8 protein-coding genes are annotated in these 15,522 nt (G+C 66.0%); 1 reads left to right on the top strand and 7 read right to left on the bottom strand.

Annotated features, from left to right (window positions below; genetic code table 11):
- Positions 1-11: 11 nt before the first annotated feature.
- Positions 12-3,224 (bottom strand): arabinosyltransferase domain-containing protein, encoded by a 3,213-nt coding sequence (locus tag AOT83_RS11160; protein ID WP_057965347.1) that lies wholly within the window; start codon positions 3,222-3,224, stop codon positions 12-14.
- Complete coding sequence (locus AOT83_RS11155) at positions 3,221-6,511, bottom strand: arabinosyltransferase domain-containing protein (protein ID WP_057965346.1); 3,291 nt, start codon at positions 6,509-6,511, stop codon at positions 3,221-3,223. Before AOT83_RS11155 ends, AOT83_RS11160 begins: the two co-directional genes overlap by 4 nt.
- A 192-nt stretch (positions 6,512-6,703) precedes the next feature.
- Between AOT83_RS11155 and AOT83_RS11150 the strand changes: the two genes are divergently transcribed.
- Complete coding sequence (locus AOT83_RS11150; RefSeq protein WP_057965345.1) at positions 6,704-7,861, top strand: ATP-binding protein; 1,158 nt, start codon at positions 6,704-6,706, stop codon at positions 7,859-7,861.
- Positions 7,862-7,876: 15 nt separating this feature from the next.
- On the opposite strand, the gene AOT83_RS27350 is transcribed toward AOT83_RS11150, so the two are convergent.
- From AOT83_RS27350 to AOT83_RS11130, 5 genes are all read right to left on the bottom strand, one after another.
- The gene (locus AOT83_RS27350; RefSeq protein WP_232784570.1) at positions 7,877-8,038 is read right to left on the bottom strand and encodes a hypothetical protein; all 162 of its coding nucleotides are present in this window, start codon (positions 8,036-8,038) and stop codon (positions 7,877-7,879) included.
- A 128-nt stretch (positions 8,039-8,166) separates the two neighbouring features.
- Complete coding sequence (locus AOT83_RS11145; RefSeq protein ID WP_057965344.1) at positions 8,167-11,397, bottom strand: arabinosyltransferase domain-containing protein; 3,231 nt, start codon at positions 11,395-11,397, stop codon at positions 8,167-8,169.
- A 19-nt stretch (positions 11,398-11,416) separates the two neighbouring features.
- Positions 11,417-13,306, bottom strand: a complete 1,890-nt coding sequence (locus AOT83_RS11140) for a galactan 5-O-arabinofuranosyltransferase (protein ID WP_057965343.1) — start codon at positions 13,304-13,306, stop codon at positions 11,417-11,419.
- A 7-nt stretch (positions 13,307-13,313) separates the two neighbouring features.
- Entirely contained in the window at positions 13,314-14,093 is a 780-nt protein-coding gene (locus tag AOT83_RS11135; protein WP_030096096.1) for a decaprenylphospho-beta-D-erythro-pentofuranosid-2-ulose 2-reductase, read from the bottom strand.
- A gap of 18 nt (positions 14,094-14,111) precedes the next feature.
- Complete coding sequence (locus AOT83_RS11130; RefSeq protein WP_044104914.1) at positions 14,112-15,512, bottom strand: FAD-binding oxidoreductase; 1,401 nt, start codon at positions 15,510-15,512, stop codon at positions 14,112-14,114.
- Positions 15,513-15,522 lie beyond the last annotated feature (10 nt).

Below are 15,522 nucleotides of genomic sequence, written 5' to 3'. Positions count from 1 at the left end.
CGTGAGGTGGGTTAGGGCTTGATCCGGATCTTGTTCGGCTTCCACAGCCCGCTGTGTACCTCGGACCCGTACTCGATCTGGGCGGGTTGGGCGTCGACGAGGGTCTCGAACTTACGCAGCGAGCCCCAATCTCTGCCCCAGTCCTTGGACAGGTAGGTGGGCATCACATGCGCGCGCAGGAGCAGATCGCTGATCCCCAGCAGGCCGCCGTTCTCGCCGTCCTCCCAGGTATCGGTGTCCTTGCGCTTCTGGTCGTAGTCCGGGGTGATGCGGAACTCGGGGATCTCGGTGATCCCGTACTGGTGCAGCATCGGCTGCTGGCAGGGGAAGACGAGCCCCACGGTCCAGTCCATGAGCACCGGCCGCTCACTACCCACGTACTCCTGCAACGACTTCAGCTCGGGCACCCGCGGCGGGGCGAAGGCTAGCCAGTCGCCCGGACTCAGCGAGAGGTCAACGGCCACGATGCGTACGGCGGTGGCGGTATCCGGGATATCCGAACGCGCGAAGCGCAGATTGCGCCATGACGGCGCGGGGCCAAGGTCATAGGGCGTCAGCCGTCCGGCGGGTGCGAAGGTGCCGTCCGGTCCGGCCGTGCCGTACTCCAGTTCCAATGTCTGCCCGGCGACGGCGCCCTTGACGTTCTTGGCCGCAATCGTTCCGGCAGCTGTCACCACCACCAGCGGGTGGGCGGCGTCACGGGCCGGTAGCTCATACCAGTCGGAGGTCGCCTTTGCCTGCTGTTGCGGGCCGACCCGGTAGGTGCCCACGATCGGCACTCGCGCTGGGTCCAGCCCGTAGGGCAGGCGCACGGTGGAGCCATTGATTCCCGGAGTCTTGTTGCGGTCCTTGGAGTCCCAGTCGTAATCGGTGCCCGGGCGCGAGTCGTTCATCCGGATCGACTCGGCGACGATCTTGTCCGGTACTCCGTCGGGTGTGAATCCGGACGGACTCGCGCCGCCGAGCGGGCCCAGGGGGCCAGACGGTGCGCCAATGGCCTGCAGCAGACCGGCATTCGCGTCGGATTCGACCAGAACGTCGTCGGCCAGCCCGCATCCGCCGGCCAGTTCACGGATGTTGGCCCAGCCGTTGGAATACGACGGGTACTGACGAACGACACCGATCGCCAGCTGGCAGATGGACGTCAGCACCATGAACCCGGCCGCCCAGGCCACCGGGGCCGAGGTGATGGACCTGGTCACCCGGTTGTCCTCGTGCCGGGGTGAGAAGTGCAGCCATGCCGCGTAGGCCACAGCGAGCGCGAACAGCGCGAAAAATATTGTGCTGACGCTTATTCCGGCGACCTTCGGCATGCTGCTGTTGAAGGGCACGCCGAAACTCGAGACGTACCACCAGCCGGCCGCACTGGCCCAGCTCAGTGCCAGCACGAACAGCACGGTCGCTACGACCGCCATCCTGTTGCGGCTCCAGCGCAGTACCTGGGGCGATACCAGCACCGTGGCCAGCGCCGCCACCGCGGCTCCCAGGGCGGCGAAGAGCCCGAAGTGGTGCACCCACTTCGTCGGCGCGAACATCAGGAAGAAGATGGTGCCGAAGACGACGCCCAGCACGCGCCAGGCCGGTCCCCGGGCGACACCGGGAACCCGCTTGCGGCGCAACAGGATGAACATCGCGATGAACAGGCACGCGGCGATGAGCAGGAACCCGAAGCGTCGCGATACCGAGCCGTCCACGGTCGGCAGGAACATGTAGTAGTACCGCAGGTTGTCGGTGTACCACGCCTGGGACGGACCGATCGCGGTGCGAATCCGGGTGGCCTCGACGACCGTCGCCAGGGTCTGGTCGGAGAAGATCACAGGCAGGATAACTGTTCCCGCGGCCAGCATGGGCGACACCAACGGCCAGGTGCTCACCTGACGATGCTTCGTCACGATGATCCGCAGAATCGGCCGGCCACCGGCGAGCAGGGCGGCGACGGCGATCAGACCCGTCGGCTGGATCCCCAGGGTGAAGGCCGCGGTGACGATCGCCAGCGCGGCCGGGGTCAGCCGGCGCGAGGTGATGGCGCGTTCGATGAGCACCCAGGTGATCAGCGATCCGACGGCGATCTGGCCCTCGGGGCGCAGGCCATTGTTGAACGGGAACCACGATGCGAGCAGCACAAAGCCGGCTGCCCAGGCCGCGGGCTTGCTGCGGGCGACGGCGGGCCCCAAGCGGGGCAGCACTTCCCGGCTGATCAGCAGCCAGCAGACCAGTGAGGCCACGAGGTCGGGCAGCCGGATCCACAGGCTGATATCGCTGAACTTCGTCATGATGGCCAGCAGGTTGTAGTACCAGCCGAAGGGATCCTCGGGGCTGCCGAACCAGCGGAAGTAGTTGGCCATGTACCCGGCATGCTCGGCGGTACGCGCCATGCCCATCTGGTAGCCGTCGTCCGAAGATCCCGCGCCGATCACGTACCAGAGCACCAGGCTGCTCATGATGACGGTGTCGGTGAGATCGAAACGGCGCCATCGGGTGGGGATGACCCGCCGCATGCGATGACCGTCGGTCTGGTCGATTCGCCACAGGGCCAGCAGCGCGATGATCGTGGAGACGATCGCGCCCACCATCGCCGCCAGCTTGAGAAGCGTTGGGCTGGAGGAGAACCTGTTGTCGATATGGGCGGTGAGGCTCAGTCCTGCCGGAGCCGGACCGGTGAGCTGAGTGAAGACCCCGACGATCTGCGGGCGCAGATTGGGATCGGGGAATCCCGACTTGAGGTCAGTGCTCTTGTCGGCACCGTCGCCGCGCAGGCCCTCGAATGTCGCGTATGTGCCCTTGTCCGAGGAGGTGATGACGATCTGCCGGCACTCGGGCGAGGCCACCTTGGCGCGCGGAGCGGTCGCGATGACCACGTTGCGGTCGGTGATGTCGACGCGTTCCTTGGAGACCTTGACGAACAGGCCCTGTAACGCAGCCTCTTTGCCTTCGGGAGGTGCGGTACCCAGGATCACCGCGCCCTCGGCGGGTGCCGAGTTGATCACCGCGCACGGCACGGTCGCGGTCATGTCCATCGGTGTCTGCGCGATCAGCGGCGCGGTGACGTTGTTCAGCTGTCCCTGCTGCGGCCAGTTGAGGGTCGCGGTGGACACCTCGACCGGCAGTAGGGGGATGGAGACACTCAATACGAACCCGAGCAGGCCGAAAACGGTTGCCGTCCAGCGTGCGATGTTCAGCTTGCGGGCCTCAGGGGAGGGGTCTGTCACGGAATGCTGTGTCATGGCAGGGCTCGAATCGGTCCGTTGCGGGTCCAGCCGTTCACCACGACGGTGCCCTCAGTGAGTTGTGCGTTGGGTGCCAGATCTGCGGGGATGACGGGCTCGTACTTCTCGATCGAGCCCCAGTCGCGATACCAGTCATTACGCAGATAGGCCGGAACCGAGGAGGTCCGCAGCAGCGCGGTCGTGAACATGAACGGTCCGCCGTCCTCGGCCGACATCCACATATTCGACGACGTCGCGACCTGCTTGTGCTCGGGCATCACCCGGAACTTGGGCAGCTCGGCGACCCCGAGGCGCTCGCTGAACGGCCGCTGGCAGGGGAAGTTCTGCGCCACGGCCATATCCAGCAGCACCGGAGTGTCGGAGCCCAACAGATCCTGTGCGGTCTTGAGGGTGGGTACCCGGGGTGGGGTGAACGCCAACCACTGGTCGTTGGACAGGTTCGGGTCGTCGGCGACTATCCGAACCACGTTGGCCCCTGCAGGAGCGGTCTTGGTAGGGAACCGCAGATTGCGCCAGACTCGCTGCGGCCCAATGTCGATCGGGTAGTCCTGGCGAAGCGCACGGATGCCGCCGGGACTGCTCTGGTCGCGGATTCCCCACTCCAGCTTGAGTGACTGGCCGTAGTTGATCTCCGGACTGAAGGTTCCGTCTTGCTGGAACGACCAGATCGCTCCGGCGGCCGAGATCACCACCAGTGGGCGATCCGGGCTGGGCGGGGGAAGCTCGTACCACGAGGACTTCAGATGCGCGGCAATCGAATTCTCGCCGTAGCTACCCATCACCGGAGTGCGGGCGGGATCGAGTCCGAACGGCAGCAGTGCGTTGGAGCCGTTGATTCCGACGGGTCCGATACCGCCGGTGGTCCCGGCCGCATCGCTGACCTCCATGATCGGCGCGTTGGGTGAGGCATCGGAGTTCACCAGGCCCGGCTTGCCGATGACGGGCAGCGAGGTCATACCGGTCTCCACCGCATCGGGGGTGAAGCCGATGGGATCGGTGCCGCCGAGGGGTCCGTACTTGCCCGCCGGCTGGCCCGGAACGGGTTGCAACAGGCCCTCATTGGCGTCGGGTTCGACAAGGACGTCGTTGGCCATCGCGCACGGGCTGCCGGCCAGGGCCAGCAGATTGGCCTTGCCGGTGGTGTAGGTATCGCTGCGTGCGTAGACCCCCTTGGCCATGGAGGAGACCTCGAGTATCACCATGATCGCCGCCACGATCATCAGCGGTGTGGAGGCCAGAAGCCGGTTCCTGCGGGTGTTCTCGACCTCGGTGTGCCCGGCGTAGTCCAGGCGGAAGTGCAACCAACCGGCCAGCAGGGCGGTGACGATCGACAGCGCCAAGAAGATCGTGGTGACCGGTTGTCCGGCGATGACCGGTTGCTTGTCGAACCACGGCACGCCGTAGTTGCCGACGTAGAACCAGCCGTTGATGCCGGAGGTCGACCACGCCAGGATGAACAGCAGGGCCGTGACGTACAGCGCCAGGTTGCGTCGTGAGTGCAGTCCGACCCGGGCGAACGTGAAGGCCGCGACCGCGCCGAGTGCACCGGCCAGCCCGGCGAAGACGCCGAATTGGATCGCCCATTTGGTGGGGGTGAAGGTGAGTAACAGCAGCCCGATCGCGGTGCTGCCGAGGAGCCGCCACACCGGTCCGCTGGCCAGACCCGGAAGTACCCCGCGGCGCAGTAGCACCGCGAGTGTGCCGAAGAGGCAGAGCAGCAGGGTGAAGGCCGCGATGCGGCGTGTCAGCGAGCCGTCGACATTGGATTCGACGGTCAGGAAGTAGTAGCGCAGAAATTCCTGATACCAGGCGATTGTCGGGCCCACCACGTACTTGATGCGGGCGGATTCGGCGACCGTGGCCAGTGTCTGGTCCCGGAAGGTGAAGGCCAGCACGCCTGCGACCGATGCCGCCAGCACGGTGACGGGGGTGAATCGTCCGTACCGGACCCGCCGCACCGAGATCACGCGGGCAATGGCCCGTCCGCCGGCGAGTAGCGGTCCCAGCGCGATGAGGCCCTGCGGAGCAACGGTCGCGGTGAGCAGCGCCGTCACGATAGCCAGAGCGGCGGGGGATAGGCGCCGGGTCGCGATGGAGCGCTCCACCAGGATCCAGGTGACCACGGTGCCGAACACGATGATCGGTTCGGGCCGCAGGCCATTGTTGAAGGGCAGCCAGGCAGCCAGGAAGACCAGTGCCGCGGTCCATACCGCGGTGCGGCTCGCGGCGAGCTGCTCACCGAGGCGGGGCAGCATCTTCTTGCGCAGGATGTACCAGGTGCCGATACCCGCGAGAGTGGCCGGCACGCGCATCCAGACGCCCACCGTGCTGACTTGCGTAAGCCAGCTCAAAAGGGTTGCGTACCAATCGAATGGGGAGGCCGTGGCGCCAAAGTAGCGGTAGTACTCGGTGACGTATCCGGCCTGGTGGGCCACGCGCGCCTCGACCAGGACATTGCCGTCGTCGGAGGTGATGGCGCCGATGACATGCCAAAGAAGAAGTGTGCCAACGACTCCGACATCGGCGACGCCGTTGGTCAGCAGAGCCGCGCGGTCAGGCAGCTTGAACGAGCGCCGGGTGGGTCTACGTGCACCGCGGTCCAGTACGGCTAGTGCTCCGATGGCGATGGCCACCGCGGCAAGGCCGAGAATCAAGGCCGCGAGCTTCAAAGCGGTTGGGCTGGTGATGAACCGGGTGTCGACCACCACGTGGGCTGTCGGCCCGCCCGCTGCGGGCACCTTCAGGTCGGTGAACAGGCCGGTTACCTGAGGCTTTTTCTCGATGGGCAGGGTTCCGTTGGCGCCGGGGAGTCCGGCGAAGTTGGCACCCACACCGCCGGCATTGGCCCAGATGTCTAGCGAGGTGCAACCACCGGATTCCACCGCCTTGCGTGGGGCGACCGTCGCGACGTTATCGCGGAAGGCGACTACCACCAGGTCGGAGGTCGCACGGACGAACAACGCGTGCCGGCTTGCCTCGAGCCCGCCGTCGGGACTGGTCGACAGCACCACACCGCCGCTGGCGGGCAAGGTCGCGATGGCAGCGCAGGGGATGTGCGCCTCGAAGGACAGCGGTGCGCCCGACACCAGCGGTGCCGTGATGCTGGTGATATTCCCGTCGGCCGTGACTCCCTGAGGCCAGGTGATGTCGACGGTGGACTGGCGGACCGGCAGCAGGGGAACGAGCACGCACAACAGCACACCGATGGAGGCCGCAGCCAATGAAATCAGACGTGCCCGCTGGGCTGTACCTGCTGTCGCGGACTTTGAAAGCGGCGAAGGCACGAGGGCGATGGTATGTGACGAAGCTTCGGGCGCCTCAATGCAGCGCGCCCGGTTGGCCGGATTGAGACCGGACGCATCTGATACTTATTGATACCTTAGTAGGAGTATCAATAAGTATCCACGCTGTCGGACGCATCTGATACTTGTTGATACAAGTCAGCTCAGTATCGATAAGTATCAGGTGGAACACGTATGCAGCCCAGCCCGTACACACCAGGTCAGGTGGCGCGCGATGTGGTCGGGCGCACGGAACAGCTTGCCGAGATCGGTGAGCGGCTGATGTATATGACCGAGCTCGGCCGGCTGATCGGGCGCATCCGCGTCGACACCGGACCACGTGGGGTGGGAAAGACTTCCCTATTGCGCGAGGTGCAGCGCGATGCGGAGGCGCGCGGCGTGGTGACGGTGTGGGTCACTGCCGGAGGAGATGAGCCGCTCGCGTCGGCCATCGCGACGCAGATCCGCGTGCGGGGGGCGACGTGGAAGAAGAAGTCACGCGGCCGCCTGCTTCGCGTCATCGATCAGGTCAACTTCACGGCCGGCGTACCGGGTGTGGCCCAGATCGGTGCCACCGTCAAACCGGCGCAAGGCGGCCAGGCCGAGTCGTCGTTCAAGGAACTGATTGTCGAGACCGTTACGGCCGCCCGCGAGGAGGGACACCGCGGACTGGTGCTGCTGATCGACGAGATCCAGGACGCCGACCGGGCCGGGCTTCGTACGCTGGCCGTGACCTGGCAGGACCTGCAGGCCGAGGCCGCGGCGCTGCCCGCCGGGGTGTTCGCGGCGGGTTTACCGCAGACGCCCGAGATCATCAGTGCTGCGGCGACATTCAGTGAACGATTCGCCTATCGCACGCTGCAGCGTCTTGGCGCCGACGCGTCTCGGGTGGCGCTCGTCAAGCCGGCCGGGGGAGCGGGAGTCGGGTGGGCGCCGGATGCGCTCGATGCCGTTATCGCGCAGACGAGCGGGTATCCGTACACCCTGCAGCTGTACGCCGACGCCGCATGGGCGCGCGCCGGTTACCCGGATCCAGGGGGTCAGATCCGGATCGCCGACGTGGAGCACGCCGCCCGACAGGTCGCCGAGGATATGGACGCGCTGTTTCGCGCGCGCTGGAACAACGCCACACCGGTGCAGCGGCGCTTCCTGTCGGCGATGGCGCAGGCGTTGTCCGATGATCGCTCGGCCAGCCGGGCCGATATCGCGGCCGCCATGGGCCGGGATTCGCGGGCGATCAGCGCCGCCCGCGCCGCACTCATCGACAAGGGCTTGATCGCCGTCGCGGGCCACGGACTTCTCGAGTTCACCATCCCTGGCTTCGCGGGTTTTGTTCGCGCTCAAGAGGGCTGACGCAGCGTCGGCGAATTAATCGTTGTGCGGCGACTTCTCCCGGACCACGCCGGAGCGCTCGCACTTGGGATCGACCTTCACCGGGTGATACGGGCAGGGTTCACTGCCGGCTACGGCAGGGGAGGCCGCCATCAGGGACGTCGTCAAACACACGGCCATCGCGAACTGCCGGACCATCGCAGGAACCTTCCTCTGGGATCTCTTTGGAGACAACCCCATTGAAGTTGGTGAGCCCTGCTACTGGCTTCCGATAAGTTGCCAGTCTCTGTCGGAAATCGGCCAGGTTTCGGCGCTGATGCTGCGCGCTATCGACTCTTACGCAACGGCGCGGGTGTCCAGAGTCCGCTGTGCACAGCAGTTCCGAGCTGTAGCTGTGCCACGGTGGCGTTCCGGTAATACGGCGTAAACCGTTGCAACGCACCCCAGTCGCGGAACCAGTCGTTCTGCAGATAGGTCGGTACCGGAGTGGCCTTCAACAGCAGCTCGGTGATGCCCAGTGGGCCGCCACCGAGGTAGTCCATCACCGGTGAGTTGGCTTCCGCGCCGAAGCGGTCGGGGAGGATGCGCCACTTCGGGATCTCGATGACCCCGTTCTTGTGGTCGAACGGACGCTGGCAGGGGAAGGCAAGGCCCACAAGCCAATCCAGGAACACCGGATCGGCGCCCACAACGGCCTGCAGTGAACGCAACGACGGCACACGGGGCGGGGTGACCGCGATCCAATGTTGCGGTGCCAAGTCGTCATCGGTCACCAGTAACCGGATTCGGGTGGCGCTCGTCGGGATGGCATCGCGAGACATCCGTAGGTTTCGCCAAGCCGGGGAGGGGCCCAGGTCGGCAAATGAGATGGCGCCCATGACCTTTCCGTCCTCACCGGCGAACTGCACCTGCAGCTCTACCGGGTCGAACCGGCCCGCGGCCGCCAATACGACCAGCGGCTTGGTGGCGTCCTTGGGGGGCAGCCGGTACCACGCCGACTGCAGCCGGGCGGGACGTTGACTGCCGATCTGATAGCTGCCCATCACGGGCGTGGTCTCGGGCCTGAGGTCGAAGGGCAGGCGTGCCCGTGAACCGTTGACACCGGCGACGACGGTGGTGCCGCCCTCGGTGCCCTCCTGGCTGCCGTTGACGTTGTTACCGCTCTTGTCGCGTGCGACGAAGCTGTCCGAGGCCTGGGGGTTGTTCTCTTCGTCGGCCGAGACGTCCGAGGGAATCCCGTTGGGATCGAACATGATGTTGGTATCGGCGGCCAGTGCCTGCCCGATCGGGGCGTCGATCGGTTGCAGCATCCCGGCGTTCGGATCCTCCTCGACCAGCACGTCGTTGGCCAGCCCGCAGCCGTTTCCGCGCAGTGCGTCGAGGTTGGAACGTCCGACGGACCAGGCCGGGTACTGGTTGACCATGCCCGCGGTCAGCGAGAAGACCGACCAGATGACGACGATCCAGGTGCCGACGGCCAGAGGAGACTCGGCGATGCGTGCCAGCACCGGATGCACGGGTGTGCGGCCGGGGTGGTCTCGGCCGGTGAAGTGCATCCATGCCGCTGTCAGAATGGCGAGCACCGACAGTCCGAAGAAGACGGTGCTGATGCCGAAGTGCCATTGCGGGAAGGAGTTCGACCACGGCACGCCGAAGTTGGAGACGTACCACCACCCGTTCACGCTGGAGAACGAGAGGGAGAGGACGAACAGCACGATGGCGGCGTACAGCGTGCGGTTGCGTGGTGAGCGCATCGCTGCGGCGGTCACGGCTACGGCGGCCAGCGCGCCCAGTGATCCTGCCAGGCCCGCGAACACCCCGAAGTGGTGTGTCCACTTGGTGGGAGTGAACATGATCGCGATGAACGAGATCAGCGTGATGCCGATGATCCGCCGGCTGGGGCCGCTTGCGGTGCCGGGGATCTTGTTCTTGCGCAATGTCATCGCCACGGCCACGCCGAGCGCGATGAGCAGGGCCAGCACCGGGAATCGCCGGGAGATCGCGCCGTCTGTGGTGGGCAGGAACAGCCGTTCGTAGCGCACGTGTTCGTCGAACCAGTTCAACGACGGTCCCACGGCCGACTTGAGCGCGTTGGCCTGGATCTCACCGACCAGGGTTTGATCCCGGAAGATGACGATCAACGTGACCAGTCCGGCCGCCAGGATCGGTGCCAGCAGCGCGGCATAGCCGAATCGTTTGGCGCGCTTGCCCACGATGGTTCGTAGTGGTCCTATCGCGACCAACAACGCACCGATGGAGGCGATACCCGTTGGTCCGGAGAACAGGGTGAGCGCACCGATGATGCATGCGACCGCGGCGGGAAGGAGCCGGTTGGTGGCGATCGATCGTTCGACCGAGCACCACGTCAACAGGATGCCGACGGCGATGATCGGTTCGGGTCGCAGGCCGTTGTTGAACGGCAGCCAGAACGCCAGGAACATCGCGGCCGCCGTCCATGGCACCACCGGATTGGTGCGCGCGGCGTGGCCCAGTCGCGGGATCACCTCGCGGCTGATGACGGCCCAGCAGAGCACGCCCATGATCAGGGTGGGCAGCCGCATCCAGACGCTGGCGGTGCTGATGTGCGCCCAGAGGGTCAGCAGGTCGTAGTACCAGCCGAACGGCGACTCGGGGGTGCCGAACCAGCGGTAGTAGTTGGCCATGTAGCCCGAGTGCTCCGCGACGCGGGCCATGGTGAGGATGTAGCCGTCATCGGAGGTGTTGGCGCCCACGAAGTGCCACCACACCAGTACCGCGCCGACCAGCGCGTCGAGCGGTCTGGGCTTCCACCAGCCCTCGGGCATGAAGCGCTTGTGCTTGCGCCCGTCGGCCGTATCGAGAGTGTGCAGCGCGATCAGCGAGATGCCGGTCAGCAGGACGCCCAGGATCATCGCGATGAACTTGATGACGGTGGGGGAGCTGCTGTAGCGGGTGTCGACGGTGGCGGAGAGGTGCAGGCCTGCGGGGGCGGGTCCGGACAGGTCGGTGAACACGCCGACGATCTGGGGCCGGAAGTCGTACCCGCCGCGCTCCCCGGCGCGAGGCTGTCCGGGTTTGGCGTCCTTGGGACCTTGCGTCAGGCCGACGAACTGGCCGGTCACCTTGTCCGAATGCGCGATGACTTGGAGTTGTTGGCAGTTGGGGCCGGTGACCTCGGACAGGGGGGCAGAGACCACCGGCACATTGCGCACGATCACCACGAGGTCGCCGCCGATGCGCTGGATCAGCATGCCGCGGTCCACCGCGTTGGGCGCCTGCTTGGGCACGGTCGAGAGCAGCACGGTGTTGTGGCCCTCGAGCCCCTTGGCCGCCGCGCAGGGCACGGTGATCGTGAGGTCAGTGGGTACGTACCCGATGAGGGGCGCGTCAACACTGGTGAGGGTGCCGTTCTGCGGCCAGTTCAGCTCAGCGGTGTCCTGCCGGACCGGCAGCAGCGGAGTGGCAATGGCCAACACTGCGCCAAGAAAACCGGTGACGATCGCGATCAGCCGGGCCCTGCGGTAGTCGCCGTCGCCGTTGCCGGCGACCTTCTCCGTCGCGTTGCCCTGAACCGTCACGGAGGAAGATGTTAGTTGGCTACTTAGAGGGGACCCGCACAACCAGGACGAAGGGCCCTATGGTGCGCACGGTGAACCGCGGGTCGGCGAATAGCTGCTTATTCAGTGTGACGGTGTACCGCTTCACGTTCGGCTGGTTGGGGTAGACGTCCTTGGCGAGTCGCAGGGAGTAGTTGTCACCGGTTTGGCGCATGAGCAGCACGGTCGGTGCCCGCCAGGGCAGCGCGTCCAGTGCACGGATCATTTCGTCGGCGGTGTGCAGGTCTTCCCAGCTCTTGATAGCGGCCGCGCGCTTGTCGAACTGGGCCAGCGGATTCGCGTAGTGCGGGGTGAGCCCCTGGAAACCGTAGTAGGGGTAGAACGCCAGGAAGCTGTAGTCGGCGGTGAGCACCACGACCTCATCGCGCGGCTTGCCGGTGATCTCGGTGATCGCCTTGTCGATGGCGCCGTAGTGACTTTCCGGGCCGGGCGGGCGGCGGTCGGCGCGTTGTCCGGTGCCGTCGGTATCGGCATACGCGATGACGATGTCATTGCGGAGCACATTGGGGATGTCCTGGCTGAAAGCCAGCGCGCCGGCCAGGCCGATCACGGCGGCCACGATCGTCGCGGATTTGGCGCGCACCGCGGCCCAAGCGGCGACTTCGATGAAGGCGAACACGCCCGCCGCGGCGAGCAGCACAGTGAGGGTGGGCACGAGCCGGAAGGAGAGCAGGGTGGTCTTGGCGAGGGTGGCCAGCATCGAGAGCAGCGACCACAGATAGACAGACCCCACGCCAATGGCCAGCGCACCGGCCCGCGCCGAGGTTCGTGCCCGCACCACCAGCCAGACCGTTCCGAGCAGACACAGCCCGCCGAGCATGGTGGGCTGCAGCATCGGGAAGGCCAGTTCGGCACCGTCATTGGGCAAGTAGTGCTGTGCCGATGCCGCCTTTTCCAGAGAGGCCCGGGAGACCGCGATCAGGTAGGGGCCCCAGAACACCAGCGCCACCGCGATGGCGATGCCCGCGATGGCGAGCCAGCGCAGCAGGGGCTCCTTGACGGCGGGCCACCAACCGTCCCGCCGGATGCGGCTGATCGCCACTACCTTGGCGGCCACGGTGATGGCCAACGCGCCGTACGCGGTGAGCAGTGTGTAGAACAGCGCCGCGAACCCCAGGAATACGCCGACACCGGCCACCGCTGCCCAGCCGCTGCCTGCGGGTGCGCGTAATCCGCTGTAGCCGAGCACAAGTACCGGCGCCAGCAGCACCGTGATGATGGCGCCGTACGGCTCGGCGGACGTGTACGCGAGTGTGACGGCGGCCGTCGCAGTAGTCACGATGAGCGCGTACTCGAAGCGAATCATCTTGTTCCACAAAACGAATGCCGCACATACCGCGATCGCCAGCGAGGTGATGGCCCACGGCTTGTACATCTCCCAGCCTGCGGTGCCGGTGAGCGCCGCCAGGCGCCCGCCGATCCAGAACCAGCCTGCCGGATAGAACGGTGGCATGTCCGGGTAGGTCATATCGTGCAGCGCGGGCGAGTCGGTGAACCGTGTCAGGTACTCGGTGCGGAACTGCTGGTCCACCGAGACCCCGAACAGGTACAGCTTGGTGGCTCCCAGTGGCATCCCCAGCGTCACGACGGTGAACGTCGACAAGAAGAGCAGGGAAAGCATTTTCGCGAAGGCCTGGCGTCCTCTGCGCCAGAGAGCCCCGGCAAGTACCAGTCCGGCGATGGCGCCGAACTGCCCGACCGTGGTCAGGGCGTGCAGCTGGTTTGACGATCCGAAGGCCGGCCACTCCACCCGGGCGATCGCGAGGAGTGCGACGACACTGACCGCCGAGGCTGTGACGGCAGCAAGCGCCAGGTCCTTGGTGGTGTCTAAAACGTGCCGACGTGACGCCTCTGCTGTCTGGGCCGTCATCTCGCGCCTAGACAGGCAGCTTGCGGAAAATGGGGCGAGGAACGTGGCGCAGTACCGACATCACAAAGCGCCATTGACCGGGCGCCCAGATCAGCTCCTTGCCCGCGGCGGCCGAAGCCACCACCAGCTCGGCGATCTCTTCCTTGTCGACGGTGAACGGTGCCTCCTTGGCGCCGGTGGCCTTCCAGTGTTCGATCGTCGTGGTGGTACGCACTTGGCCCGGGCGTACCACCAGTACGCGAACACCGAACTCGCGCAGGGCTTCTCCGAGACCGAGGTAGAACCCGTCGAGCCCGGCCTTGGTTGAGCCGTAGACGAAGTTGGAGCGGCGCACTCGCTCACCGGCGACCGAGGACATCGCGATGACCTGACCGAAGCCCTGTGCCTTCATCTTCTGGCCGATCAGCACGCCGACGGAGACGGCGGCGGTGTAGTTGACCTGTGCGCTCAGCACCGCCTTGGCCTGGTTCTGCCAGAGTTCCTCGGCATCGCCGAGGACGCCGAAGGCGACAATGGCGACATCTACATCGCCCTGTGCCCAGGCGGATTCGATCAGAGCGGGGTGGCTGGCGGTATCGACGGCATCGAAGTCCAGGTACTCGACGGACTTTGCTCCGGCAGCCTCGATCTGTGCGATGGCGGCCGCGCGCTTGGGCGCGTTGGGCAGGTCGGCCAGGATGACGCGCGCGTGCGCGTTCTTGAGGTAGCGCTCGACGATGGCCAGGCCGATCTCCGAGGTGCCGCCGAGTAGCAGGATGGTCTGGGGGTTACCCGTTGCGTCAATCATTGTGGGGCGGAAGCCTTTCTAGAGCAGCTCGAGGCGGCGGGCCATATCGGAGGCGAACACGCCGTGGGGGTCGGCCTTGCGCCGGGTGGCGATCCACTCGTCGACGCGCGGGTACATCTTGTGGAACTTCTCGGCACTCACCCGGGAATCCTTGGCGGTGTAGACCCGGCCGCCGAACTCCATGGCGCGGGTGTCGAGCTCGTTGAGGAACTCGTTGACGCCGGGCTTGTTGGGGAAGTCCATCGCGACGTTCCAGCCCTTCATGGGGAAGCTCAGTGGCGCTTTGTTTCCCGGGCCGAACAGCTTGAAGACGTTGAGTGCCGAGTACTGGCCCTGGGTCTGGATCCACCGGATGATGCCCTTGAACTCATCGAGCGCATCGGGCGGAACCAGGAACTGATGTTGCGCGAAACCTGCTGGGCCGTAGGCGTATTGCCATCCGGTGGTGATGTCGAGCATGTGGTAGAACTGCGTCAGATTGACGATCTTGCCCTGGTAGTTGCCGCTCATCCGGTAGAACGCCTCGCCGATCGCCATGAGTGACGGTTTGATCATGAAGTTGACCGGGAAGAGGTCGGGGAAGCCGGGCAGTTGCGGCGCACTGAATTTCAGTGGATCCTTGGCCAGCTTCGGGGGCAGCTGATCCAGCTTCGCGAGACTGCCGCGGCTGACGGCCGCCCGGCCCAGCTTCGGTGCCGGATTGATCAGGTCGAACCACGCACTGGAATAGGTGTACTGGTCTTCGCTGCCGTCCTGGTGCACCGCGATGGTCTCGTCCAGGTCCCGGGTGGCGACGCCGTCGGCGATGAAGTAGGCGGTTTCGGTGCGCGTCATGGCGATGCGTGCGCGAACAACGATGCCCGTCAACCCGTTTCCGCCGACGGTGGCCCAGAACAGCTCGCTGTCGGGTCCGTCGGGGGTGATGGTGCGTACCTCGCCATCGGCCATCAGCAGGTCCAGAGACACCACGTGGTTTCCGAAGCTTCCGGCGCTGTGATGGTTCTTGCCGTGGATGTCCGAGCCGATGGCACCGCCCACGGTGACCTGGCGGGTACCGGGCAGCACCGGTACCCACAGGCCGAAGGGCAGCGCGGCCTTCATCAGCTGATCCAGGCTCACACCCGCATCGACATCCGCGATGGCGGTCTCGGCGCTGATCGAGTGCACCCTGTTCAGCGGAGTCATGTCGACGACGATTCCGCCACCGTTGCACGCGTGATCACCGTAGGAGCGGCCCAGGCCGCGCGCGACGATGCCACGACGCAGGTGCGCGGGGCTGGCGGCGCTGGCATCGGCGACCTGGCGTACCGCCTCGGCGATCACATCGACATCGGGAGTGGAGAGCACGTGCGCGACGGTGGGCGCGGTGCGACCGAACCCGGTCAGTGCGCGCTGGGTCAGCGGGAGGTCTGTAGACATATCAGTCAAA

The sequence above is a fragment of the Mycobacteroides sp. H001 genome, assembly GCF_001440005.1.
GTDB classification, from domain to species: Bacteria; Actinomycetota; Actinomycetes; order Mycobacteriales; family Mycobacteriaceae; genus Mycobacterium; species Mycobacterium gwanakae.
The sequence above is the reverse complement of the archived record's forward strand: the minus strand, read 5'-3'. Positions and strand labels throughout refer to the sequence as shown.

What these genes read in the sequence shown, in the direction of transcription:
- AOT83_RS11150 (WP_057965345.1), top strand. Translation starts at nt 6,704, where the DNA reads ATGCAGCCCAGCCCGTACACACCAGGTCAGGTGGCGCGCGATGTGGTC.
- AOT83_RS27350 (WP_232784570.1), bottom strand. Translation starts at nt 8,038, where the DNA reads ATGGTCCGGCAGTTCGCGATGGCCGTGTGTTTGACGACGTCCCTGATG.
- AOT83_RS11160 (WP_057965347.1), bottom strand. Translation starts at nt 3,224, where the DNA reads ATGACACAGCATTCCGTGACAGACCCCTCCCCTGAGGCCCGCAAGCTG.
- AOT83_RS11135 (WP_030096096.1), bottom strand. Translation starts at nt 14,093, where the DNA reads ATGATTGACGCAACGGGTAACCCCCAGACCATCCTGCTACTCGGCGGC.
- AOT83_RS11130 (WP_044104914.1), bottom strand. Translation starts at nt 15,512, where the DNA reads ATGTCTACAGACCTCCCGCTGACCCAGCGCGCACTGACCGGGTTCGGT.
- AOT83_RS11140 (WP_057965343.1), bottom strand. Translation starts at nt 13,306, where the DNA reads ATGACGGCCCAGACAGCAGAGGCGTCACGTCGGCACGTTTTAGACACC.